At 37.0% G+C, this 25,822-nt stretch carries 22 protein-coding genes; 17 read left to right on the plus strand and 5 right to left on the minus strand.

From position 1 onward, the window contains the following. Window positions 1-253: 253 nt before the first annotated feature. Window positions 254-2,230 carry a fructose-1,6-bisphosphatase gene (locus GF867_RS10530; protein ID WP_172974013.1) on the minus strand — a complete coding sequence of 659 codons (1,977 nt, stop codon included), beginning with the start codon at window positions 2,228-2,230 and terminating at the stop codon, window positions 254-256. A gap of 29 nt (window positions 2,231-2,259) precedes the next feature. On the opposite strand from GF867_RS10530, the gene GF867_RS10535 reads away from it, so the two are divergent. Both GF867_RS10535 and GF867_RS14410 read left to right on the plus strand, forming a co-directional pair. Beyond that, a complete protein-coding gene (locus tag GF867_RS10535) occupies window positions 2,260-2,568 on the plus strand; it encodes a helix-turn-helix domain-containing protein (protein ID WP_172974014.1) in 309 nt (102 codons plus the stop codon). Window positions 2,569-2,894: 326 nt separating this feature from the next. Then, window positions 2,895-3,116 (plus strand): G5 domain-containing protein, encoded by a 222-nt coding sequence (locus GF867_RS14410; RefSeq protein WP_366927819.1) that lies wholly within the window; start codon window positions 2,895-2,897, stop codon window positions 3,114-3,116. A gap of 100 nt (window positions 3,117-3,216) precedes the next feature. Here GF867_RS14410 and GF867_RS10545 read toward each other — a convergent pair whose 3' ends face one another. After that, a complete protein-coding gene (locus GF867_RS10545) occupies window positions 3,217-5,115 on the minus strand; it encodes a fructose-1,6-bisphosphatase (protein ID WP_153833072.1) in 1,899 nt (632 codons plus the stop codon). A 227-nt stretch (window positions 5,116-5,342) separates the two neighbouring features. Between GF867_RS10545 and GF867_RS10550 the strand changes: the two genes are divergently transcribed. Both GF867_RS10550 and GF867_RS14415 read left to right on the plus strand, forming a co-directional pair. Then, window positions 5,343-5,786, plus strand: a complete 444-nt coding sequence (locus tag GF867_RS10550) for a hypothetical protein (RefSeq protein ID WP_153833073.1) — start codon at window positions 5,343-5,345, stop codon at window positions 5,784-5,786. A 40-nt stretch (window positions 5,787-5,826) separates the two neighbouring features. Beyond that, window positions 5,827-6,768, plus strand: a complete 942-nt coding sequence (locus GF867_RS14415; RefSeq protein WP_366927817.1) for a YitT family protein — start codon at window positions 5,827-5,829, stop codon at window positions 6,766-6,768. A 71-nt stretch (window positions 6,769-6,839) separates the two neighbouring features. On the opposite strand, the gene GF867_RS10560 is transcribed toward GF867_RS14415, so the two are convergent. Then, the gene (locus GF867_RS10560) at window positions 6,840-7,655 is read right to left on the minus strand and encodes a Cof-type HAD-IIB family hydrolase (RefSeq protein WP_153833074.1); all 816 of its coding nucleotides are present in this window, start codon (window positions 7,653-7,655) and stop codon (window positions 6,840-6,842) included. Window positions 7,656-7,783: 128 nt separating this feature from the next. Here GF867_RS10560 and GF867_RS10565 point away from each other — a divergent pair, with 128 nt between their 5' ends. Further along, window positions 7,784-8,125, plus strand: a complete 342-nt coding sequence (locus tag GF867_RS10565; RefSeq protein WP_153833075.1) for a metal-sulfur cluster assembly factor — start codon at window positions 7,784-7,786, stop codon at window positions 8,123-8,125. An 82-nt stretch (window positions 8,126-8,207) separates the two neighbouring features. Here the strand turns inward: GF867_RS10565 and recQ are convergent, their stop codons facing one another. Beyond that, window positions 8,208-9,980, minus strand: coding sequence for a DNA helicase RecQ (gene recQ, locus GF867_RS10570; RefSeq protein WP_153833076.1), 1,773 nt, complete (start codon window positions 9,978-9,980; stop codon window positions 8,208-8,210). 385 nt (window positions 9,981-10,365) lie between these two features. Here recQ and GF867_RS10575 point away from each other — a divergent pair, with 385 nt between their 5' ends. The 7 genes from GF867_RS10575 (at window position 10,366) to GF867_RS10605 (ending at window position 18,583) form a co-directional block, all read left to right on the plus strand. Then, window positions 10,366-10,788: a methylglyoxal synthase gene (locus tag GF867_RS10575; protein WP_153833077.1), complete on the plus strand. Its 423-nt coding sequence runs from the start codon at window positions 10,366-10,368 to the stop codon at window positions 10,786-10,788. 177 nt (window positions 10,789-10,965) lie between these two features. Continuing rightward, window positions 10,966-13,569 (plus strand): ATP-dependent chaperone ClpB, encoded by a 2,604-nt coding sequence (clpB, locus tag GF867_RS10580; RefSeq protein WP_366927820.1) that lies wholly within the window; start codon window positions 10,966-10,968, stop codon window positions 13,567-13,569. 267 nt (window positions 13,570-13,836) lie between these two features. Then, a complete protein-coding gene (locus GF867_RS10585) occupies window positions 13,837-14,964 on the plus strand; it encodes an AI-2E family transporter (protein ID WP_153833079.1) in 1,128 nt (375 codons plus the stop codon). A gap of 35 nt (window positions 14,965-14,999) precedes the next feature. Then, window positions 15,000-16,205, plus strand: coding sequence for an AI-2E family transporter (locus GF867_RS10590; protein ID WP_153833080.1), 1,206 nt, complete (start codon window positions 15,000-15,002; stop codon window positions 16,203-16,205). A gap of 113 nt (window positions 16,206-16,318) precedes the next feature. Beyond that, the gene (locus GF867_RS10595; RefSeq protein ID WP_153833081.1) at window positions 16,319-16,915 is read left to right on the plus strand and encodes an NfeD family protein; all 597 of its coding nucleotides are present in this window, start codon (window positions 16,319-16,321) and stop codon (window positions 16,913-16,915) included. A gap of 1 nt (window position 16,916) precedes the next feature. Next, on the plus strand, window positions 16,917-17,942 hold the full coding sequence (gene floA / locus GF867_RS10600) for a flotillin-like protein FloA (protein WP_153833082.1): 1,026 nt from the start codon (window positions 16,917-16,919) through the stop codon (window positions 17,940-17,942). Between the two features lie 2 nt (window positions 17,943-17,944). Further along, the gene (locus tag GF867_RS10605; protein ID WP_153833083.1) at window positions 17,945-18,583 is read left to right on the plus strand and encodes a hypothetical protein; all 639 of its coding nucleotides are present in this window, start codon (window positions 17,945-17,947) and stop codon (window positions 18,581-18,583) included. Window positions 18,584-19,860: 1,277 nt separating this feature from the next. On the opposite strand, the gene GF867_RS10610 is transcribed toward GF867_RS10605, so the two are convergent. Next, entirely contained in the window at window positions 19,861-21,099 is a 1,239-nt protein-coding gene (locus GF867_RS10610) for an Mbeg1-like protein (protein WP_153833084.1), read from the minus strand. Window positions 21,100-21,370: 271 nt separating this feature from the next. Here GF867_RS10610 and dhaK point away from each other — a divergent pair, with 271 nt between their 5' ends. From dhaK to glpK, 5 genes are all read left to right on the plus strand, one after another. Next, window positions 21,371-22,360, plus strand: a complete 990-nt coding sequence (gene dhaK, locus GF867_RS10615) for a dihydroxyacetone kinase subunit DhaK (RefSeq protein WP_153833085.1) — start codon at window positions 21,371-21,373, stop codon at window positions 22,358-22,360. A 13-nt stretch (window positions 22,361-22,373) separates the two neighbouring features. Then, the gene (gene dhaL, locus GF867_RS10620; RefSeq protein WP_153833086.1) at window positions 22,374-22,952 is read left to right on the plus strand and encodes a dihydroxyacetone kinase subunit DhaL; all 579 of its coding nucleotides are present in this window, start codon (window positions 22,374-22,376) and stop codon (window positions 22,950-22,952) included. After that, window positions 22,952-23,326 (plus strand): dihydroxyacetone kinase phosphoryl donor subunit DhaM, encoded by a 375-nt coding sequence (gene dhaM / locus GF867_RS10625; protein ID WP_153833087.1) that lies wholly within the window; start codon window positions 22,952-22,954, stop codon window positions 23,324-23,326. The genes dhaL and dhaM overlap by 1 nt, the downstream gene beginning before the upstream one ends. 120 nt (window positions 23,327-23,446) lie before the next feature. Beyond that, window positions 23,447-24,160: an MIP/aquaporin family protein gene (locus GF867_RS10630; protein WP_153833088.1), complete on the plus strand. Its 714-nt coding sequence runs from the start codon at window positions 23,447-23,449 to the stop codon at window positions 24,158-24,160. 144 nt (window positions 24,161-24,304) lie between these two features. Beyond that, the gene (glpK, locus tag GF867_RS10635) at window positions 24,305-25,819 is read left to right on the plus strand and encodes a glycerol kinase GlpK (RefSeq protein ID WP_153833089.1); all 1,515 of its coding nucleotides are present in this window, start codon (window positions 24,305-24,307) and stop codon (window positions 25,817-25,819) included. The last annotated feature ends 3 nt before the right edge of the window (window positions 25,820-25,822 follow it).

Here is a 25,822-nt window from a genome sequence, read left to right on the forward strand (position 1 = left end):
TAAAACAATCAAGCGAAGTGGTTTTGGTTATCGAAACTTTGAACATTTACGTGCGCGTGTCTTTCTAAGTCAAAAGTTACTCGCTAGATCTAACAAACCGATTCGCCCCTTATACTTTTCAGATGAAGTAACCGCAGCTTAATATCTAATGATTATTCGACTATAAGACTCCATGAAAAAAAGCCAAAGTGATGACTCACTTTGACTTTTTAGGTCACCAACACTCAAAATTTTACAGCCCAAAAAGAGAGCCTCAGTAAAAACTGAGGCTCTCTTTAACTTTCTCCTCACCCATCCCCGGTCTTTCCCTGTGCTCATTCGCAAATCTTAAATGATTGGCTTGTTGAACCAGCGATCGTCCAATATCAGTATTCAATACTTGGGCACGCTTAGTTCTGACCATTACAATTTCTTGTGTAGGCAGAATATCGCGGTGATTGTCGATTGCATCCTGCTTAGTCGTGAATGGCTGATGGGCTACCAAATAAACTTCATGGGAATTATCAACGAGGGTATAACCGGCAATCCCAGTTTCCTTTTGATAGGGCTTAGCTAAACCGCCATCAATCACCAACATCTTACCATTAGCTTTAATTGGCAGCTCGCCTTTAATCGTTTTGACCGGCGTGTGACCATTGATAATATAACCACTATCTGCCAAGCCAAATTCTTTCAATAATTTAATACAGAACGCTTCATCAGAACGCAAATCATAATAAGCATTTTTGGCTTCATGATGGAGTTCTTTGTCCTTGGAGAAATAACGCTCGAAAGTTTTCATCGTTTTCTTGCCAAATAAGTTTGAAGCTTCACCACACCATAAATACCAAACGATATCAGTGGCGAAATCATCATAGACCGTAATTTGATTATAAGCCTTATGAATCGCTTGAGCGAAATAATCCATAAAAGCGCGCCCCTTAAATGTCTGACCTTCGAAAGTCACTTCTAAAAACTCACCTGCGGGCGTACAAGGGATGCAGCCGTGGAAGAGTAGGTTGTCGTTATAAGTTAAATAGAGGGTACCTTTTTTGACTAGAAAATCGATATGCTTTTTAAGATTTTCAGAACTTTGGAATTGATGAACTAGATCACGCAAGACTAATTCTTCACCGAGCGTTAATTCATAAGGGTTCTCCTCATAAACTTTCTGGAAGCAAGTATTCTCAAGCGGGTAGTCTTTGCCATCAACTGTTAGTATTTGGCGGTCTTCAGACAATTGGTCGAATAGTAGACGACTTTCCATATTAAATTCAGGACGTCGCTTAATAATTTCACCTTCGACTTTGAATTGCATAATCGAGATGGCTTGGTGCATACGGGTGATATCTAAAATGTCTTGTTCAGATAAATCAGATTGATCACCTTTAGGACGAAAGGCCGAGTTATCTTGATAATAGCGCTCGCCGTATTTGGCTAGTCTAGCTAGGTCAATGCCGTATTTTGTCATTAATTCTGTGTGTCCGTAACGTAAAGTAATCCGTAGGACGTTACATAAACAGGCGATCGAGCCACTGTAGGCACCGGTCCAGATTAAGTCATGGTTTCCTAATTGTATATCTAATGAAGGAACGTCCATTAATTTATCGATAATTTTATCAGGATCCGGGCCACGGTCGTAAATATCACCTAAGACGTGTAGGTGGTCGACCACAAAGCGCTGAATAAAATTGGCTAGCACTATCGCAAAATAATCGGCCAACTCTAAATCAACAATCGTGACATAGATTGATTTATAATAGTCTTCCTTACTATCTTCCTCGTCGTATTGATAGAGTAATTCCTCCAGAATATAGGCAAAAGCCTCTGGTAGGGCCTTACGAACTTTGGAACGGGTATATTTGGTCGAAACAAAGCGGGTCACTTTGACCAGCTGGTCGAGTAATTGATACCATTCGGCATTGCTTTTTTCAACAGTGGCTAATAAATCTTCAGGGTAATATATGTAAAAACAAAGTTCCTTTTGTTCTGCTTCAGTCAGTTGAGTATCAAATAGTTCATTTACTTTTAAACTAATGACGCCTGAGCAGTTACGTAATATATGGTCAAAGGCTTCAAATTCACCGTGTAAATCACTGATGAAGTGTTCAGTAGCTTTCGGTAATTGTTGGATGGCTTCAAGGTTAATGATTTCGATTAAAGCATCCATCTGTTTGTTGTATTTTAAAAGTGGTCCATTATTCGGCGAATTGCTGTTGAAAATGGGACCACTTATTTTTATGCTTATCATACATGATTAAATGGATGGAGGCAGAAGGCGTGATTAGGAGAATGAAACAATTTGATGTCATCTCAAGACATCGTCAAGGGGAATCGTATCGGCATATCGCAAGAGAGTTAGGAATTGATCGCAAGACGGTGAAAGCTATTTGCGACCGATATAAGGAAGGGATGGACGCTTTAGTTTCCAGTAAGAGTGAACAGGAAGTGGAGGACGCGACTGAACAGCTGGTCTTAACCCGATCGTATGACAGTTCAAAGCGTCGAACACGGACGTATACTCCCACAGTAGAAGCACGGATGAAAGAGCTATATAAGATTTTTTTAGATTTAAAATTTTGGGAGTAAATAATCGAGCAAAAAAGAGGCCAATCTGACGACCGACCCCTTAGATAATTTTTATAAAGATTTTTAGGTAAAAACGAGCTGATTCGGTGAAATTAGGTGATATTTGGTTGAAAAGTATGTGAAATCGCAATAGAAACCGCAATGAATTCCATAAACACCTTGTAAACGTTGGTATAATAACATTAAACAAAAAGGTCAAAATATGATGCAAATCCAAACCATGGCTTGATAATCAGCCGTTATTTACCAAAGAAACTGTAATAAATAGCAGAATCGAAAAAAATCAAAACATTGAAGAAATTGAATTAATTGAAGAATTTGAAATTATCAAGGGCTATAGGGAAGAGAGAGATCCTACGAAATTCTCACAAGAATTAAACCATTACTCACTAGGAGTAAATGGTAAACTGACTCGCAAATACTTAATTACAATAGTTGATGGCCTAGAAAAAAAACGTGAATTAATCAATTTAGAAGTTAACCCTAGTAAACCAGAGGTCGTGAAAATGGGTATTAGAGGTGGCAATATGAATTATGGTGGAAAGTAATATATTGTCAAACAAAAAACTGGTTCTCGTAAAAGAGCCAGTTTTTTTTGTTTGATTTATCCCAAAAGACTTTTCTTGTAAGCAAGCGACTCATTTCTCCCTACACACTAGGTCGATCACCAAAGCCAGAAGCATAACGCAGACGGTTTGCTTGTTGAACAAGACTGCTTCCTATATCAGTATGCAGCACCTGCGCACGACGACTACGCTTCGTCACAACCTCTTTAGTTGGCAGAATATCTCGATAGTTTGCAATCGCATCTTCTTTAGTCGTAAAGGCATGATGCGCAACCAAGTAAGTCTCGTGAGAATTATCGACCAGAGTATAACCTGCAATACCCGTTTCCTTTTGATAGGGTTTAGCTAAACCGCCATCGATGACTAACATTTTACCATTAGCTTTAATTGGCAATTCGCCTTTCAGCGTTTTCACAGGTGTATGACCATTTATTATGTAACCTTCGTCGCTTAAGCCAAACTCATTTAATAGCTTAATACAGAAAGCCTCTTGATTACGCAATTCATAGTAGGGATTTTTAGCTTCGTGATGTAATTCTTTGTCATCTGAGAAATAACGCTCAAATGTTTTCATTGTTTTCTTTCCGAATAAGTTTGAAGCTTCCCCACACCATAAGTACCAAACAACATCTGTCGCAAAATCGTCATGCGTATTAGGATTATCGTACGCTTTATGAATACAATTAGCGAAATAATCCATTAAAGCACGCCCACTATATTGTTGTCCTTCTAAAGTAATCTCTAGAAATTCTCCGTTTTGATCGCATGGAATACAACCATGAAATAATAAGTTACCATTATAAGTTTGATAAAGCGTTCCTTCGTTCACTAGAAACGCAATATGGCGTTGTAGTTTTTCAGAAGTTTGAAATTGATGCAATAAATCTCTCAAGACTAACTCTTCGCCTAGCGTTAATTCGTAAGGATCTTCTTCATAAACTTTTTGGAAACAAGTGTTACTTAAAGGGTATTCCTTACCATCGATGATTAAAGTTTGACGATTTTCAGATAATTTACTGAATAGTAAACGATCTTCCATTTTAAATTCAGGACGACGCTTAATTGTTTCGCCTTCAACTTTAAATTGCATAATCGAAATAGCCTGATGCATGCGAGTGATATCAAGAATTTCTTCTTCAGTTAATTCTTGGTTATCGCCACGCGGACGGAAAGCTTTGTTATCGTCATAATAGCGCTCGCCATATTTAGCTAAGCGCGCTAAATCAATGCCGTATTTTTCCATTAAAGCAGTGTGTCCGTATCGCAGCGTAATTCGCAGAACGTTACACAAGCAGGGGATGGAACCGCTAAAAGCACCAATCCATATTAAATCGTGGTTTCCTAGTTGAATATCTAAAGAAGGGACCTCCATCAAACGGTCCATAATTTTGTCAGGATCTGGCCCACGGTCATAGATATCGCCCAAGACATGCAGGTGATCCACTACGAATCGTTGAATTAAATTAGCAAGAACAATCGCAAAATCGTTCGCAAGGTTTAAGTCAACAATCGTCACATAAATCGAATTATAGTATTGCTCCTTATTTTCAGTTTCATCATATTTGTATAATAGTTCCTCTAAAATATAGGCAAAATACTTAGGTAAGGCTTTACGGACTTTTGAACGAGTATATTTGGTTGAAACGAAACGTGTCAATTGAACCAATTCATCCAAAAGTTTATACCACTCTTGATTAGTTTTCTCCAAATTGGCGAGTAAGTCTTCAGGATAGTAAATATAGAAACAGAGTTCTTGTTGTTGTTCCTCGCTTAAGATACCGTCGAATAAATCTTTAACTTTCAAGCTAATAACACCTGAGCAGTTACGTAGAATATGATCGAAGGCCTCGAATTCTCCATGCAAATCACTAATAAAATGTTCTGTAGCTTTTGGCAACTGTTGAATAGCTTCTAAATTAATGATTTCGACTAAGTTCTCTAAATTTTTTTCGAGCTGTTGTTGTGTTTGTTTTCGAGTCATTGAATTAAAACTCCTTTATTAAATATTAAATAGTTAATCTCTCATTGTAATTTCATAATCCTATGATAACACAAATCAATGTTACCGATAACATTTGTTTTTAAATATGATTATAAATCTAGCTTATATAGATAATTTTGAGAAAGATTTCAATAATAAACTTAAATTTGTTATACTAGATATGGACATATTTTGGTCCAGAAAAATGTTGAGAATGGGGTAGTTACATGTCACAGTTTAAACAAGATTTTGAAGCTTTATTAAATGAAAAAAAATTGCCATCAGCTTACAAAGAAATTGAAAACGGACACCATCTTTACCGCTTTCAATTTAGAGTTACGAAAGAGACAGCTTTAGTTGTAGAAGTTATTATTCAGAATACAGACAAAGATTATAGCGATGCGCAAGTAATTTACCGTCACATCCACATGTTACGCGATTATAATGCTCGTGGACGTGCTTTAGAAGTAATTAATGAATTGAATGAAATGAAGACTGGATACTATGGTTTATTCTTAGCAGGGGACGGCGAAATTTTCTTACGTTCATTGTTGCGTATTGGTACTGATCCAAGACCACTTTATGATACTATTGTACTAGGATCTGCAATTGCGAAAGGATTACAACCGCAATTAGTATCAGAACTAGGAGAATCAGCTAAAAGAAATTAGCCTCCGTCAACAATAATTTTATGATAGAGGAGCTATTAGTGTGCTAAATCGGATTATTTCTGAGAAACCATGGGCCAACACGGTTTTACAAATTGCAGCTGCGATTTTCGCTTCGATTTGTTTTGGTTTTGCTTTAAATGTTTTTTTAATACCAGGTAATATTTACAGTAGTGGTGTGACAGGGATTGCCCAGTTGCTTACTGTTTTTACGAATCAAACCCAATTTGCTGCATTTTTAACAACTGGTACGTTAAACTTTATTCTAAATGTACCTTTGTTGATTTTGAGTTACTACCGTTTAGGTAAAAACTTTACATTTATGACATTAATTGTCGTAGCAGGGATTTCAATCTCAGCTAATTTATTTCCAGTAGGCGGTATTTCAGAGAATCCACTACTTAATGCGATAACGGGTGGGGTTGTTTCAGGTTTAGGCGTCGGCGTAACCATTAAAGTCGGGATGTCGACGGGTGGAACCGACATTATTTCCATCGTCATCTCAAGAATGACTGGCATGAACGTAGGGTCTTTATCTTTTATTATCAACTTATTTATCATGGCAGCTGCTGGTTTGCTTTTTGGATGGGAATACGCTCTATACACGTTGATTTCAATTTATGTAAGTTCTCGTGTTGTCGATAGTATTCATACGAATGAACAAGTACTAACAACTTTCATTGTGACGAATCAAACGGAAGAAGTCATGGCATCAATTTTTAATAAAATTGTTCGTGGTGCGACCATTCTTGAAGGACAGGGTGGTTACTCAAAAGATAAGCGCGATGTAGTAATGGTAGTTATAAACCGTTATGAAATTCATGATTTACAAATTGCGGTTGCGGAAGCAGATCCAAATGCCTTTGTTAATATTATTCAATCGTTGAAAGTTTCAGGGCGTTTCTTGTCTCGTGATCAACAGAAATCACTACGTAAAGAAGTCGCACAAATTGAACTTGAAACCACAAACACTAACGAAAATTAGAAAAGGTCTGAAGCTTGCATTTAAACAAGTTTCAGACCTTTTTTTATGATATGTCTAATAATAACCATCGATTAAATATCAAGTTCAAATAATTCAATTAAATGTTTGGCTAAGCCATCTTGATCATTTGAAAATTTAGTTTCTTCGTCAGCGATTGCTTTAACCGAATCGCGTCCATTTTTCATGACAACGCCACGTCCAGCATAAGCCAACATTTCTAAGTCGTTTTCTTCATCACCAAACGCAACAATCGCTGATTTAGGAATGCGATAAAACTTTGCGATTGTTTCAACACCTACTGCTTTATTGATTCCTTTTTGTACAACTTCCAATACTGGGAAGTCACCACCCCAAGTTCTAACTGATACGAAATCTCCGTAGTGTTGATTAATATTCCGTTCAATAACCGGTTGTTTTTCTTCAGTTGAAAAGATGGTCAGAGCAGTAGGATTATAGGTTAAGGATTCACGCGACAATTTATCAATATCTGAAACATCGGCTGGATAGTAGGGGCTGTCAGGCAAGTTCATTGAACTCGTGAATAAACGATCGCGACCTTCAGCCATTAATAAATCGATTTCCAATTCTTCTTGATTCGCAAATAATTCAAAGGCAATCTCACGGTCTAGGTCTTGATGATAAGCTGCTAGCCAATTAGGATTGCCAGGAAAATGACATAAAGCGCCATTGAAATTCACCATAGGTGCGGCAATATTTAATTGGCGGTAAAAGCTTGAACTTGTACGGAAAGGACGACCCGTAACAATTGAGACAAGGTGTCCTTGTTCACTAATTAAACGTAAAGTTTGGATTGTTAAAGGGCTTAACTGTGATTTGTTGTTTAAAGTGGTGCCATCTAAATCTATGGCAATTAAATGTTGTTGCATAATCATTCTCCTTTTTTCTAGTCTTTTTGATTATATCAGAATCTATGCTAGTGACCAACTGCATACTATAATTTAAAGCCTAAATATGTTAAAGTAAACTTTAAAGAATAATAATTGGAGGTTTATCCATGTCTGATTCACTTAACGAATTACCTACTGAGCAACAAATCATGAATGAACGCATTCTTGAACAATTAGAACTTGTTATTGACCCAGAATTGGGAATCGATATTGTCAACTTAGGTCTTGTCTATCAAGTAGAATATCGCGAGCAGAATATTGCGTATGTTTTGATGACTTTAACGACACCAGCTTGTCCGTTAGCCGATATCATTTTTGACGAGGTTGATAAAGCAGTTAAATCATTGGAAGAAGTGGACGAAGTTGAGGTGGAGCTATCTTTCTATCCACCTTGGCAACCAGATCGCATGAGTCGCTACGCTAGAATTGCACTTGGTTTTACAGGTTAACTTAAAAAATAAAAAAAGAACGTCACCCGATTTGCTTGGGCAGCGTTCTTTTTCAATTGATTGTTTTAAAATAAAACTAAGTTTATTTATTTTGGAATTCTCTAATCACTTCTGTGAAACTTTCCCAATAATTATTAGCCTTAACAGTTCCCACACCATCTACTTCTAGAAATTCAACATAAGTTGTCGGTTGCTTATTCGCCATGTCAACTAAACTTTTATTGTTTAAGATAATATAAGAAGGCATACCAGCTTCTCGGGCTAACTCGTTTCGGTGCAAGCGCAAAGCTTCATATAGCTCAGGATCTTCTGCTGAAATAGTCACAAACACATTACGTTTTGAGTTGTTTCTTGCAGAGGCTTTTTGTTCCTTCATCATTAGTGTAGCTTGACCTTTGAGTAATTCCTCAGACTTGTTGGTTACTTCTAACCCTTTATGTTGATTTAAGGCAAGATAATGATTGGCTAATAATAACGAAATAACATTCTTGACGAATGTTTCGGATTGATGTTTCAGAAGGCCATAAGTCGATAACTCTTCGAAAGACCATTCCAACACCTTTTTATCCTTGCTTCCTCTGAGAACATTGGTCACCATCGTCATGCCAAAGCCATGTTTCATTCGGATGATACAGGACAGAACCATTTGAGCTTCACGCGTCACATCAATCGTCGTAAATTCACTTAAACAACTTGAACAGTTCATGCAATCTTGAGAGGTTACCTCACCGAAATAGTTCAGAATAAAGCGGCGAAGACAACGTGTATGATTTGCATACTGAATCATTGTTTCGAGTCTAGGTATGCTACTTGGGTCTTGGCTATTCTCAATTAAGAATTTACTTGAAACAATATCTTGACGGCCAAAGAGGAGAATCGCTTCAGATTCTAAGCCATCTCGCCCCGCACGACCGGCCTCTTGATAATAACCCTCCAAGTCGGTCGGCATATTATAGTGAATCACTTTCCGCACATCGGTTTTGTCAATTCCCATTCCGAATGCATTGGTAGCCACCATTATTCTAACACGGTCATATATGAAATCATCTTGCGCCTTACCTCTAGCATCTGCAGATAAACCAGCATGATATTTAGCTACAGAAAAATGGCGATTTTTCAAATGCTCATGAATTTGATCAACGTTTTTGCGTGTTTGCGCATAGATAATCACAGCTTCATCAGAATCGTCTAAATAAGCACGCAGTTCTGACATTTTATCAGAAGGTTCCTTTACGGTAAATTTGATGTTAGGTCGATCAAACGAATTAATAAAGATCGAGGGTGTTTCAAGTGAAAGTTGGTCAACGATATCCTTACGCACCAACTCAGTCGCAGTTGCTGTGAAAGCAGCAATCGTAGGGCGCTGAGGCAGCGCGTCAATAAATTGACTAATTTGACGATAGCTTTGTCTAAAGTCATGTCCCCATTGTGACACACAGTGAGCTTCATCAACCGCGATCATTGATAATGAAAGTTGCGATAATTCTTCTAAGAAAAAAGAATTTTCTAAACGTTCAGGTGCCACATACAATAACTTCAAATCGCCACGTCTCAAACGATAACGAATTTCCGCATATTCTTGTTGGCTTAAAGATGAATTAATATATTCAGCTGCAATACCATGTTGTTTTAATGAGTCGATTTGGTCATGCATGAGAGAAATCAGGGGAGAAATGACCAATGTTAAACCTGGCTTTAGCAAGGCAGGCAATTGATAACAGATTGACTTTCCGCCACCGGTCGGTAACACACCTAGTACGTCACGGTCATCCATTAACGCAGAAACAATATCAGCTTGTCCCGGACGAAAATCCCCATAGCCGAAATATTTTTCTAAAGCTTCAGTTAAAATCAAAGCAGAACCTCCTTGTATAATTACCCTAATATTCTATCAAATTCTCTGCCAAAATACGAACAGCAAAAATATCCGATTAGTTAACAATGAATTAATAATTGGGTGTTATATTATCAATGGAGTTGAAAGAGCTCTGGTATTCTAGCAATCCATACGAACCACCACATAAATCGTATGTTAAATAACCTCTTTTTCAATCTACTAGTTATATATAATGAATTCAGTCCAAGACGATTGCTAGTCTACTTAAAAACATCATGCCCTTAACAGCCCAAAAAGCGCATGGTGTTTTTTTTTGAATATTTTGAAAGCCTATTCATTTTTGATTGCGACTTTTTGTGAACTGTGGTTAGATAGAGATATCAATAAAAAACTGAGGTGACCCATGAATATTGCGTTAATTGCACATGATAAGAAAAAAGATGACATCGTCAAGTTGGCGACAGCATATAAAGATGTTTTAGCAAAACACAGATTGTTTGCGACAGGGACTACGGGTGGTAGAATTATCGATGCTACTGGCTTAGATATTCATCGCTTTAAATCTGGACCATTAGGCGGAGATCAACAAATCGGTGCTTATATTTCAGATAATAAAATCGATATGGTTTGTTTCCTTCGCGATCCCTTAACACCGCAGGCTCATGAACCGGATATTTCTGCCTTATTACGCTTATGTGATGTCTATGAAATCCCGCTAGCGACCAATATGAGTTCGGCTGAGATGTTATTAAGAGGACTCGATGCTGGCTTTTTAGACTGGCGCAATGTAGCTAAAGAAAGTGATCGAGATGAATTAAATTTTTAACTTTCGATTTTAAAACCTTATTTTGAAAAAAAGTAAGGTTTTCTTAATAATTATTCATTGACCTTTTCTGACCAAGGGTATATAATTTAATTAAGCTCATGAATCGAGCTATTATTTCGGGTGAAATTAATTGACCTTTTTTGACTAAAAGAAGAACAAAAAATGAAAGGTTGTGAAATAATGATAGATAAATTTACGACAACAATGCAAAGTGCGATAGCTGAAGCGCAGCAGATTGCAGTGACGCGACAACATCAACAGATTGATATTCCACATTTGTGGCATGTTTTTCTGCAGCCTGACCATTTTGCTTATCAATTATACGATGAACTAAATGTACCAATTGATAATTTTAAGCAACTGATTGAAAAAGAAATTGATGTATTACCTTCAGTGTCTGGCGGTAATGTACAATACGGACAACAGTTTAGCCAAAGATTCCAACAATTATTGGCAGCGGCTAATAAAATAGCACAACAATATCAAGACGAATACTTGGCAACCGAAGTGTTTATGTTAGCTTTATTTGATCAAAAAAATAATCCGTTAACGAAATTTTTAGTCGACAATGGACTAAATCGCAAACAATTAGAAGATAGAATTAATGATTTGAGAGGAGGCGAGCGTGTGACATCAGCAAATCAAGAAGAAACTTATGAATCACTAGCCAAATATGCAACGAATTTAAACGAAGCAGTTAAACAAAATAAATTAGATCCAGTGATTGGTCGAGATGAAGAAATTCGAGATGTTGTTCGTATTCTGTCACGTAAATCAAAAAACAATCCGGTATTAATTGGTGAACCTGGGGTTGGTAAAACTGCCATCGTAGAAGGTTTAGCTCACCGTATTGTACGTAAAGATGTGCCAGATAATTTAAAAGATAAAGAAATTTATAGTTTAGATATGGGGGCCTTAATTGCAGGTGCTAAATATCGTGGTGAATTTGAAGAACGGTTGAAAGCAGTATTGAAAGAAGTAAAACAATCAGAAGGACGTATTCTGCTCTTTATTGATGAAATTCATACGATTGTTGGTGCTGGTAAAACAGAAGGTTCAATGGATGCCGGAAATATTCTGAAACCTATGTTAGCCCGTGGTGAATTGCACTGTATTGGGGCAACTACTTTAGATGAGTACCGTGAGAACATTGAAAAAGACAAGGCGCTAGAAAGACGATTCCAAAGAGTCATTGTTCAAGAGCCAACGGTTGAAGATACAATTAGTATCTTACGTGGTTTGAAAGAACGTTATGAAATTCATCATGGGGTAAATATTCATGATAATGCCTTAGTTGCAGCCGCCACTCTTTCTGACCGTTATATTACAGATAGATTTTTACCGGATAAAGCTATTGACTTGGTGGATGAGGCTTGTGCGACAATTCGTGTCGAAATGAACTCAATGCCGACAGAAATGGATACTGTAACCCGTCGTTTAATGCAGTTAGAAATTGAAGAAGCTGCTTTGAAAAAAGAAAGTGACGATGCTAGCCGTAAACGATTAGAATTAATTCAAGAGGAATTAGCTGAACTTAGAGAAGAAGCCAATGCGTTGAAACTTCGTTGGGAAGTTGAAAAAGAAGCGATGAATGAAATTCGTGATAAACGTCAAGCTTTGGATGATGCGCGTCGAGCGTTAGAAGAAGCTGAAACAGATTACGACTTAGAGAAAGCAGCTGAATTACGACATGGACGCATTCCAGCATTAGAAAAAGAATTAAAAGAATTAGAAGAAACAGAAGCGAATAATGACGCGGTGCGTTTAACACAAGAAAGTGTGACAGATGAAGAAATTGCACGTGTGGTAGGGCGATTAACAGGTATTCCAGTGACGCGTCTAGTTGAAGGTGAACGTGAAAAATTATTACGTTTAGATGAAACGCTCCATCAACGAGTAGTAGGGCAAGATGAAGCAGTGGAAAAAGTTACTGAAGCTGTTTTACGTTCTAGAGCAGGCTTGCAGAATCCGAATCGTCCAATAGGTTCTTTCCTATTCTTAGGTCCTACGGGTGTAGGTAAAACGGAATTAGCTAAATCTTTAGCTGAAGTACTGTTTGACGATGAACATCACATGGTACGACTTGATATGTCTGAGTACATGGAGAAGCATAATGTGTCTCGATTAATTGGGGCGCCTCCAGGATATATTGGCTATGAAGAGGGTGGGCAATTAACAGAAGCTGTTCGTCGCAATCCATACTCAATTGTTTTACTTGATGAAATCGAGAAGGCTCATCCGGATGTGTTCAATGTCCTGTTACAAGTATTGGATGATGGACGCCTAACAGATTCTAAAGGTCGTATAGTTGACTTCAAGAATACTGTCTTGATTATGACAAGTAACATCGGCTCGCATCTATTATTAGAGGGGGTTAATGATGAAGGTCATATTGAGGAAAGCACTCAACAACAAGTTAGAACACTATTGAAGCAACACTTTAAACCAGAGTTTTTAAACAGAATTGATGATATCGTGATGTTTACTCCGTTGTCTCGTCAGCATATGAGCCAAATCGTATACAAAATGTTAGCTCAATTACAAACTCGACTCAGCTATCAAGATATCGAATTGAAATTAGAACAAGAAGCTGCCGAATGGTTAGCTGAAAATGGTTATGATCCAGTTTATGGGGCAAGACCCTTGATGCGCTTTATCACTAAAGAGGTGGAAACACCATTAGCTAAACTAATTATCCAAGGCAAAATCATGCCTAACTCAATCGTTGATGTTCAATTAAGTGATGGACAACTTAAATTTGAAGCTACACCAAATGAATAGTATTAAAATAGGCAGAGAATCTTATGGTTCTCTGTTTTTTTATTTATATAGGCCGACTCCGTTGTTTTCTGATGTTATTGGGGTTTAGAAGGTTTAAATAGATTAACCAAATAGTTGGAATTACTTACTCAAATCTAAAGCTATTAACTCTTCACAGGACAAAAGCCATCAATATGATGGCTCAATTTTTTTATGGATATAAAATTATCTCTACTAGGTTATTTAATTACTTTGTGGTATATTTTATTACATGTATGGAGGTGTAAAATGAGAAAATTAGATAAATTAATCATAAAATATATATTGTTTATAGCAGTCGTCATTTTAGTTGTATTCAATTATGAACAAGTATTTGGATATGCTCAGACCATACTGAAGATTTTATCACCTATAATAATTGGTGTAGTCATGGCTTATGTGTTAAATATTCTGATGGTGAGATTTGAAAAGATTTGGTTTCCGCAATCAACTTCGAAATGGGCAATTAAATCAAGAAGACCGATCAGTATTCTATTCGCTATCTTAACGATTATTCTAGTATTATTAATTGTATTAGGTTTAGTTATTCCACAAGTTTTAAGCGTATTGACAACTTTAATCGAAGCCATTCCTAAAGCGTTTAATCAGATTCAAGAATGGTTTACTAATTCTGAACAAAGATTTCCTGAATTAGCCATTATTTTAAATCGCTTTGAACTGAATTGGGGACAAATTGTACAAGACACAGTTGCCTTTATTAATGGCTTGACAACACGCATTGTAGAAACCACAATTGCTACGGCCGGCTCGATAGCATCCGTTATTATCAACTTAGTCTTATCTTTAATTGTCTCAATCTATATCTTGTCATCTAAGGAATCATTACTCCGTCAAGGTAATCGTGTCTTGAAAGCTTATTTACCAGAGAAACGTTATCAAAGAACCCGTTACGTCTTGTCTGTTTTAGATGAATCATTTAGCCATTTTATAACGGGAGAAGTTTTGGAAGCATTTATTCTTGGGATGATGGTTGCGATTGGTATGTGGATTTTCCGTTTCCCTTATGCAACGATGATTGGAGCGTTGACAGGTGTAATGGCTTTAATCCCAATGTTAGGTGCTTGGATTTCAGGCGTGATTGGTTTTGTTCTAATTACCGTTCAGTCACCTATTCAAGGTTTTGCTTTCTTATTATTTATTGTTATTATCCAACAATTGGAAGGGAATATTATTTACCCTAAAATTGTTGGAGATAAAATAGGTTTACCTGGTATGTGGGTATTAATAGCAGTGACACTTGGCGCAGGATTTGCGGGTATACCAGGTATGTTAGTCAGCGTACCGTTGGCTTCAGCAATCTATAAATTGCTTAAACTCGATGTGAAACATCGTGAAGAAGTTCAACAATTAAATTAAACGATTCGGAATCGAGAAGTGTTGGAGGTGTTTGGGTGCAAAAATTAGATAAATTACTGATTAAATATATATTATTCATCGCAGTAGTGGTGTTATTTGTATTGAAATATGAAGAAGTATTTAGCTGGCTTGGAATTTTATGGTTAATTATTTCACCAGTTGTCATAGGTGCTGCCATCGCATATGTTCTAAATATTTTGATGGTTAAATTTGAACGTTGGTATTTCCCAAATGTTCAGAATGTTTTTGTCAAAAAATCTAGACGTCCGATTAGTATTCTATTATCGATGCTAGTCATTTTATTAGTGATCTTTCTTGTGTTTGGTTTAGTTGTGCCTCAAGTTGTCACTGTTGTTGCAACTGTTATCGAGAATATTCCAGCAATGTTTGCTGGGATACAAGAATGGTCAACAGACTACGAACGTTTATTCCCTGAAGCAGCTGCTCTAATGGATCAATTTGATATTGACTGGGCAGCAACAGTCAAAAATGCGGTATCTTTCGTAAATAACTTAACCACGAGTATACTCGAAACAACATTATCTACGGTTGGTTCAGTCGCGAGTATTATCATTAACTTAGTGCTGTCAATTATTGTTTCAATTTATATGCTGATGTCTAAAGAAAAACTGGCACATCAATTTGATCGTATGATTAAAGTATACTTAAAGCCACGTCAATATGAGAAATTCCAATATGTGGTCAGCCAATTTGATGAGTCGTTTCGTAATTACATTACGGGCGTCGTCGCGGAAGCTTTTATCTTAGGAGCTATGGTAACGATTGGTATGTGGATTTTCCGATTCCCTTACGCCGCAATGATCGGTGCCTTAACAGGTTTCTTTGCGATTATTCCAATGCTAGGTGCTTACTTCTCAGCGGTTATAGGAGCATTATTAATTGCGGTAGAATCTCCCTTACAAGCTTTAGTCTTTTTAGGGTTTATTGTCGTAGTTCAGCAAATTGAGAACAATATCATTTATCCAAAAGTTGTAGGGGGTTCAATTGGACTTCCAGGTCTATTCGTATTAGTCGCCGTCACAATTGGTGGAGGTTTAATGGGAATTCCAGGGATGATTATTTCTGTACCTTTAGCTTCAGCCCTTTATAAGTTACTTAAAAATGACGTTAAACAACGGGAGAAAGCGAAAAGTTTTCAAACAGATAAAACCGATCAAACGGGGGATTTAGAATATATTAAACAGTATATTAAAGACTTCAAAGACCAAAATATGACCTAATATCATTAAACTTAACACACTATTACTTGGTTTTATACTGGGAGTGGTGTGTTTTTCTTTTGGTTTAAACTTTAAGAATGTTATAATAAGATTAAGAAAGGGGGACGAGTTAAATGTGGATCTTGCTACTAATCGGTGTAGCTTTATTATCAATGGCTTTGTTTTTAAACCCAAAGCTATTTTATATTACAGCTTCAATCATTAGTTTCGGTGTTTATTTCGGCGTACCGCAAATTGATGTGAGTATCTTTTTAGTATTCTTACTTGGCATTAGCCTACTTATTGTTGAGTTGTATGTGCCAGATTTCGGTGTAATTGGAATTATTGGTTTTCTAGCGATGGTATTGTCGATTTACTTAAAGACTGGTGACTTCACACAATTAGTCTATCTAGTGCTTGGATCAATAGCTGTAGCTTTTATTGTCATTGTCTATTTCTTAAAGAGCGGGAAGGACTTAAATATCAGCCCTGGCTTCGTGCTTAATGAAGCGATGTCTAATGAAAAAGGCTATTCAAGTGAAAAAGACTATAGTTTCTTAGTGAATACAAACGGACTTGTGATTTCTGATTTAAGACCAGTCGGACGAGCGAAGTTCGGTGAGGACACCTACGAGGTAATTAGTACTGCTGAAATGATTTCAAGTGGAGAATTGGTAACAGTTGTTCGTGTACAAGGCGCGAAAGTTTATGTCAAGAGAGAAGGAGCTTAGCATGTTTGAATTATTTGATAATAACCCTTATAACAATACTGACACGTCAGTTTTTGCGTTAGTATTTGTGTTAGTCATTGCAATTATTTTAATTGCATTATTTTTTAGATTTGTTCCAGTTGGTTTATGGATTACAGCCTATTTCTCGGGAGCAAAAGTAAGTATTGGTAACTTGGTCGGTATGAGACTTAGAAGAGTTACGCCATCTGATATTGTTAACCCATTAATTAAAGCAACAAAAGCTGGGATTACAATTAATACAGATCAATTAGAAGCTCACTACTTAGCAGGTGGGAATGTTAACTTAGTTGTAGATGCATTAATTGCCGCACAAAGAGCGAACATCGATTTGGAATTTGAACAAGCTGCGGCCATTGATTTAGCTGGACGTGACGTTTTCGAAGCGGTACAAGTATCCGTTAACCCCAAAGTAATTGAAACGCCAATTGTTGCAGCTGTTGCAATGAATGGTATTGAAATTAAAGCCAAAGCTAAAGTGACTGTACGTGCCAATATTGAACGACTTGTTGGGGGTGCAGGTGAAGAAACAATTATCGCCCGTGTAGGTGAAGGGATTGTAACGACTGTTGGTAGTTCTAAATATCACTCAGACGTGTTGGAAAATCCGGATTCAATTTCTCAAACGATTTTACGTAAAGGTCTTGATTCAGGAACAGCATTTGAAATTCTATCCATTGATATTGCCGACATTGATGTAGGCCGTAACATTGGTGCGAAATTACAAGCGGATCAAGCGATGGCCGATAAGAAAATCGCGCAAGCAAAAGCTGAAGAACGTCGTGCTTTTGCCGTTGCTCAAGAGCAAGAAATGGTGGCAGAAGTTCAGAAAATGCGTGCTAAAGTTGTGGAAGCAGAAGCTGAAGTACCATTAGCAATGGCAGAAGCCTTCCGTAAAGGTAATTTAGGTGTAATGGACTATTACAAGATGCAGAATGTTCAATCGGATACTGCAATGAGAGATTCAATTGCTAGGGAGAATCCAACTGATAACGAAACAGGTGAATAATTATGCCTATCATTACAGTGATTATTTGGTTCATTTGGATGATTGGTTTCTACTTTATTAAGCGAAATATTAACTTAAAACAAAGAGAAGAACAGTATCGAAAAATGAAACAAAAACAAGTACAAACCCTACCACAAAATAATGCCGCAACAACTAAAGCGATGATGGATATGTCTAAACAGCAAGTTGCAGCTACTAAGCGAAAACGTAATATTAATCAACAATCAGCCCGCTTAGCACAAGATGCAGCAGAAAGACGTCAAAGTAGTCAGGATACTATTAAACGTCAAAATCGTCGGGCAACAATCAAAGACTTTGTTGAGAGGATTCAATCCGAACAAAACAAACGCAATACAGAAGACTTACTTTCGTTAGAAGGAATCTCTAGTGAATATGAATCTATCGAATCTGTTTCTGAAAAAGATGAAATAGACTGGGATAATTTCGAAGCAGATTTTTTATCCGATATGGAGTGGACTTCGTATAACGATGATGAGGAAATTCTCCTAGAAGTTGATCGTTCAATCGGTTCTGATGTTTCTCAAGCAAGTAAAAGAAAAGTCCAACTAGACACAAAGACAGTCAAGCAAGGGATTATTTTAAGTGAAATACTCTCTAAACCTAAAAGTCTAAGAGAGTAAATGTTAGCAAAAGGAACCTTTCCGAGTAAAATACGGAGAGGTTCCTTTTTTAGTATAAGTAATTATAAGTTTTATGTTGATTTATCAAGCTTTATACTACGTTCAGCTTATTGTTTTCCAATGCGGAGGTCGCTTTCAAAGCTTCACTGACCTTCGTGCTTTTCCAGCTCAATCGGCTAGGGTGTGTCTAATTCGCTGCGCTCAAAGTCACACCAAGCTACGCCGATTGCCCTTCGTACCGCTATGGAAAACAAATCGCTGATCTATGTTGAGTATTTCAACAAAAGTAAAGCGATATAATCAATTTAAAACTTCTAAGCGGAATTTAAAGGTCCGAAGTTTTCTGATAATATAAGGTTTTATAAGTTTTATGTTGATTTATCAAGCTTTATACTACGTTCAGCTGATTGTTTTCCAATGCGGAGGTCGCTTTCAAAGCCTCACTGACGTTCGTGCTTTTCCAGCTCAATCGGCTAGGGTGAGTCTAATTCGCTGCGCTCAAAGTCACACCAAGCTACGCCGATTGCCCTTCGTACCGCTATGGAAAACAAATCGCTGATCTATGTTGAGTATTTCAACAAAAGTAAAGCGATATAATCAATTTAAAACTTCTAAGCGGAATTTAAAGGTCCGAAGTTTTCTGATAATATAAGGTTTTATAAGTTTTATGTTGATTTATCAAGCTTTATACTACGTTCAGCTGATTGTTTTCCAATGCGGAGGTCGCTTTCAAAGCCTCACTGACGTTCGTGCTTTTCCAGCTCAATCGGCTAGGGTGAGTCTAATTCGCTGCGCTCAAAGTCACACCAAGCTACGCCGATTGCCCTTCGTACCGCTATGGAAAACAAATCGCTGATCTATGTTGAGTATTTCAACAAAAGTAAAGCGATATAATCAATTTAAAACTTCTAAGCGGAATTTAAAGGTCCGAAGTTTTCTGATAATATAAGGTTTTATAAGTTTTATGTTGATTTATCAAGCTTTATACTACGTTCAGCTTATTGTTTTCCAATGCGGAGGTCGCTTTCAAAGCCTCACTGACGTTCGTGCTTTTCCAGCTCAATTGGCTAGGCTCTAACTAATTCGCTACGCTCAAAGTCAGAGCAAGCTACGCCGATTGCCCTTTGTACCGCTATGGAAAACAAATCGCTGATCTATGTTGAGTATTTCAACAAAAGTAAAGCGATATAATCAAATTATACTGCTAAACAGAATTTAAAATCCTTGGACTTGTCCGAGGTTTTCTTATAATGATGAATAAAAAACACTGAAAAGAATTAGGCTTCTTTTTTCTGAATGAAACGTTCTTTAAATTTATTGAGAAGAGTTGACTCGAAAGTCAAATGCTCACTTAATTGAAAATTACTTAACCAATCGTTGAACTGAAAAGCCATCATATGATAACGATCACGCTTTTGTTCCACTAAATGAGATTTTATGACATCACCTAAATTAGTTAAATTATGTTCTAGGAATTCGCGGTCAGCTAATTCTAACAAATTTAAGCGTTCGAGAAATAATCTCGAAAATTTGATGGGATTAGAGGTAATTTCAATTAAGGACTCTGCTCCGGTTTCATATAGTAAATCAAAACAGCTATTAAATATTTTCTTTAATTCCTCATCATTACGGTCAATTGTCCATTCTTTTACTGCCGCATCGATGAGATAACTAAAATCAGAACGATCATCTAATCTTTCTAATTGCTTGTCTGCAATCTGCCAATTTGTGGCAATGTGTTGAGAGAAGCCTTTTTTACGGCTTTTAACTACAATGGGTGCTTGACTATGAAAAAGCGTCATACCAACAATCGAGTCTTCAGGTACGTAATGCGAAATCTTAGGTTGAATATTTTGGTATGAAACAGTTTCTATAGTCTCTAATTGAAAGCCTGGACTATCAAAACTATAGATATCAGTAATGCTATTCTGAGTTTCTTCATCTTGAAATGCTGCAGCATAGATTGCTAGATTACCACCTTTAGAATGTCCGCTAATAGTCAAGGAGACACCCTGAAAAGCGTGATAGACAGCCGTCAAATAGTTTTTGGCTAATCTTTGTGCAGGAACGAGTCGATTGTAAATTAGATTACAATCTTCTTTCCAACCAGTCAATGTATCATCAGTACCTCGATAAGAGACTAATAATTCGTTTGTCGGTAGTCCTAGACACATGGCTGCGAACTGAAGTTCCTCTTCAACTTTGATTTGGTTGACGAAGCCAAAAATAATAATCTCTTGATAACGCTTTGCTTGAGAAATAGCTTTTAATAGTCTTATTCTTGCTTCTGAAACGAGTACCCAATTTTCCTTTTTCATTTCTTTCAGGGTGTTTTCGAGCAAAAAGTATAAATCATTTAATTTAATCCCTGATTGATGATTCAAATCACTGTTGATGTATTCGTCTAAAGGAAAATAAACGAGCTCATTGAGAATTAATACATCCACCTCATTTAAAGGTAAAGTAGTAAAATCATTATTTTCCATTCTTTTTATATACTGATAAATAGTTGTCATGCCATCACCATCCTCAGACTCATTTTAGCTAATCCAATATCGAGAAGCTAGTGTGTTTCGAAATGACAATTAGATTAGTAAAATAGTTTGTGATATATTATTGAAAATATTCTTAAATTTAGTGTGCGTGAAAGCTTATTTAATTCATTTTTATAGTGAAATAAATAAAATGTTTAAATATCGTTAAAATTAGAAAGCGTTTTCTTTGCGAAAAATTAAAAATTTTTATATCATACAATTGAAGTATACTAAATATAAGGAGTGATTGTTGTTGAAGAAGATTATGAATGAGCCAACACAAATTGTTGATGAGATGTTAAAGGGTATGGTTTATTGTCATTCTGATTTAATCAAACGCATAGACGGATTTGAAATTATTCAACGAACTGCTGATAAAACTGGAAAAGTAGCAATCATATCTGGTGGAGGAAGTGGACACGAGCCATCTCATGCGGGATTTGTTGGAAAAGGAATGTTATCTGCCGCTGTTTGCGGACCTGTTTTTACATCGCCAACACCTGACCAAATTTTGGAAGCAATTAAATCTGCTGATGAAGGAGCAGGTGTTTTTCTAGTTATCAAAAACTACTCCGGTGACGTAATGAACTTTGAAATGGCTCAAGAAATGGCTGAAATGGAAGATATTCAAGTTGCAAGTGTCATTGTTGATGATGATATTGCTGTAGAAGACAGCTTATATACTCAAGGTAAACGAGGTGTTGCAGGAACTGTTTTAGTTCATAAAATATTAGGGAATGCAGCCGAAAACGGAAAATCTTTAACTGAAATAAAAGAACTTGCAGAAGAACTAGTACCAAATATTAAAACAATAGGTCTAGCTTTAACTGGTGCAACAACGCCAGAAGGCGGCCGTCCAAGTTTCACATTGAATGAAGAACAAATTGAGTATGGTGTAGGGATTCATGGTGAACCTGGTTACCGTACAGAAAAATTGCAGCCATCAAAAAACTTAGCAATCGAGTTAGGTGAGAAATTATTAGCTGATTTTGATTCAAATTCTGATGATAAATATGGTTTGTTAATTAACGGTATGGGTGGTACACCTTTAATGGAACTATATGTATTTGCAAATGACGTTGCTGAATTATTAAGTGAACGTGGAATTACTGTAGACTTCCACAAAGTAGGTAACTATATGACGTCTATTGAAATGCAAGGCCTATCTTTAACATTAATTAAATTGTCAGATAGTAATTGGTTAGATGCGTTAAATGCACCAACTGAAACGATTGCTTGGTAAGGAGAATAAATTTATGGATTTACAAACGAGTATTAAGTGGATGGAACTTTTTAACGAAAAGGTTCAAGCGAATAAAGCGCTTTTAATTGAATTAGATACACCAATTGGTGATAGTGATCACGGTAGTAACATGTCGCGTGGAATGCAACACGTGATCGAGGCTCTTGAAGCTAAAGCACCAGAATCAGCAGCTGATCTGTTGAAAACAGTTGCGATGCAATTGTTAAGTAAAGTCGGAGGTGCTTCAGGTCCACTTTATGGATCAGCGTTTTTAAACATGTCTAAAGCTGAACACCAAGGCCTAAGTATTGCTGAAGTTGTTAAAGAAGGTTTAGCAGGCATTCAAAAACGAGGCAAAGCTGAAGTGGGAGAGAAAACAATGGTTGACGTTTGGTCACCAGTTGTTGCAGATTTGGAGGCTAATAGCTTAACTGTTGAAAGTGTGAAAGCTGCTGTTGAAGCAACTAAAGATACCAAAGCAACTAAAGGCCGTGCATCATATGTTGGGGATCGTTCAATCGGGCACATCGATCCAGGCTCTTATTCATCAGGTTTGTTATTTGAAGCAATGATAGAAGCAGGTGTAATTTAATGAGTAATTATGGAATCGTGATTGTTTCGCATTCAGCGAATATTGCTCAAGGTATTTATGATTTAATTCAAGAAGTTGCTAAAGACGTATCAATTACTTACGTTGGCGGGACAGAAGAAGGAGGGATTGGAACAAGTTTTGAAACAGCTTCTCAAGCGATGGAAAGCAATTCTGCTCAGAGTTTATTAGCCTTTTACGATTTAGGTAGTGCTAAAATGAACCTTGAAATGGCAATAGAATTCACAACTAAAGAAGTTGAAGTATTCGATGTACCAGTTGTTGAAGGAACTTATACTGCTGCTGCCTTATTACAAGCCGGCGTGGACTTGGATACAGTTAAAGCACAGTTAGCAGAGATGAAGCTTAATAAGTAATCATTTATTTAATTAGTCATTGGAAATTTCGATTTTGAGCAAAAGTGTCGATTTAGGATAGATTAGGCAAATTCATTATCGTTTCTTGTTAAACTAATATAAACATAGGAGAGTGTTAGAATGGTTGAAATTTATGGTGAAGCAATTGGGACATTTATTCTTGTTCTACTAGGTAATGGTGTTGTTGCGGGGAATGTATTAAACAAAACTAAAGGTGGAAACACTGGTTGGATTATGATTACTTTAGGATGGGGCTTGGCAGTTACAATCGCAGTTTATGCATCAGGCATTATGGGGCCAGCTCACTTAAACCCTGCGGTAACCATCGCAATGGCAGCAGTTGGTGCACTACCATGGTCAAGTGTACCAGGTTATATTCTTGCTCAAATGGCCGGTGCGATGTTAGCTTCTATTTTTGTATGGGCTCACTACTACCCACATTGGGAAGAAACTAAAGATCCAGGGACAATCTTAGCTACTTTCTCAACAGGTCCAGCAATTCGTCATACAGCTTCAAACGTTATCGGTGAAGCAATCGGTACAGCCATATTAATTATTGTTGTAATGGCGATGGGACCAAATAATTTGACTTCTGGACTTGGACCAATGGTAGTTGGTTTCGTTGTAACATCTGTAGGTCTATCTTTAGGTGGAACGACTGGATATGCGATTAACCCAGCTCGTGACTTAGGACCACGTATTATGCACGCAATTTTACCTATTGCCAATAAAGGCGACTCTGATTGGGGTTACGCTTGGATTCCGGTTGTAGGACCAATTTTAGGTGCTGTTGTAGGTGCGTTGTTATATAACATGGCTTTAGCATTAATTTAATTTTATTTAAATGAGGTGACGTTAGTTCGGTTGAGTTAACGTTACCTTAATTACGAAAAAATAAAATTAGATTAATGTTTTAAAAATATCGATTAAGTAAGCGGTTGCATTTCATCTAGAAGAATAAGAGGAGGATTTATTTTTATGTCAGAAGAAAAATACATTATGTCCATTGATCAAGGTACTACTAGTTCTCGTGCGATTATTGTTAATCATGATGGGGAGATTGTTGCAAGTCATCAAGCAGAATTCCCCCAAATTTACCCTAAAGCAGGTTGGGTGGAGCATGATGCCAATAAAATTTGGAATAACGTTCAATCTGTAATTGCTGGCGCATTTATTGATGGGGGACTAAAACCTCATCAAATTGCAGCAATTGGTATTACTAACCAACGTGAGACAACAGTCGTTTGGGATAAAGAAACAGGTCTACCAATTTATAATGCGATTGTGTGGCAATCACGTCAAACAGCTGACTTAGCGGATAAATTAAAAGAAGATGGCTATACAGAATTAATTAAGTCAAAAACAGGATTAGTCATTGATGCCTACTTCTCAGCGACAAAAGTTCGTTGGATTTTAGATCACGTTGAAGGTGCACAAGATCGTGCAGAAAAAGGTGAATTATTATTTGGTACTATTGATTCATGGCTAGTGTATAAATTAACGGGTGGAGACGTTCACGTAACTGATTATACTAACGCAGCGCGTACAATGTTATTTAATATTCACGATTTAAAATGGGATGATGAAATCTTAGAAATTTTGAATATTCCAAAAGTGATGTTACCAGAAGTTAAATCTAACTCAGAAGAGTACGGCTTTACAAAGAGTTATCACTTCTTTAACCAAGAAATTCCTATTACAGGTATGGCTGGTGACCAACAAGCTGCATTATTCGGTCAATTAGCTTTTGAACCTGGAATGGTGAAAAGTACCTATGGAACAGGATCGTTCATTATTATGAATACAGGAGAGGAGGCTCAAGCTTCTGAAAACAACCTATTAACAACGATTGGTTACTCTATAAATGGAAAAGTTCATTACGCTTTAGAAGGTTCTATCTTCGTTGCAGGGAGTGCAGTCCAATGGTTACGTGATGGGTTAAATATGTTTAAAGATTCAGCTGAAACAGAACAGTTAGCCTACGATTCAACGAGTGAAGATGAAGTATATATCGTTCCTGCATTTACTGGATTAGGCGCTCCTTACTGGAACTCGTCAGCAAGAGGTTCAGTGTTTGGTTTAACACGTGGTACAACCAAAGCAGACTTCGTTAAAGCGACTTTACAATCAATTGCCTATCAAGTACGTGATGTTGTCGACACGATGACACTAGATTCTGGAATCGATATCAAGTTATTAAAAGTTGACGGTGGAGCCGCAATGAATAAATACTTAATGCAATTCCAATCAGATATTACAGGTATCGATATTGCTAGAGCGAAAGACTTAGAAACAACCGCTTTAGGAGCAGCTTACTTAGCTGGTTTAGCAGTTGGTTATTGGAAAGACCAAGATGAATTACAACGTTTAGTTGGTGTTGGTGAAACGTTTACAGCAAAAATGGATGAAGAAAAGAAAGAAAAACTTAACCGTGGCTGGAAGCAAGCAGTAAAAGCTACAGAAGTATTTGCTGAGTTAGCTTCAGAACAATAAGAT

Source organism: Fundicoccus ignavus (assembly GCF_009659375.1).
Taxonomy (GTDB): Bacteria; Bacillota; Bacilli; order Lactobacillales; family Aerococcaceae; genus Fundicoccus; species Fundicoccus ignavus.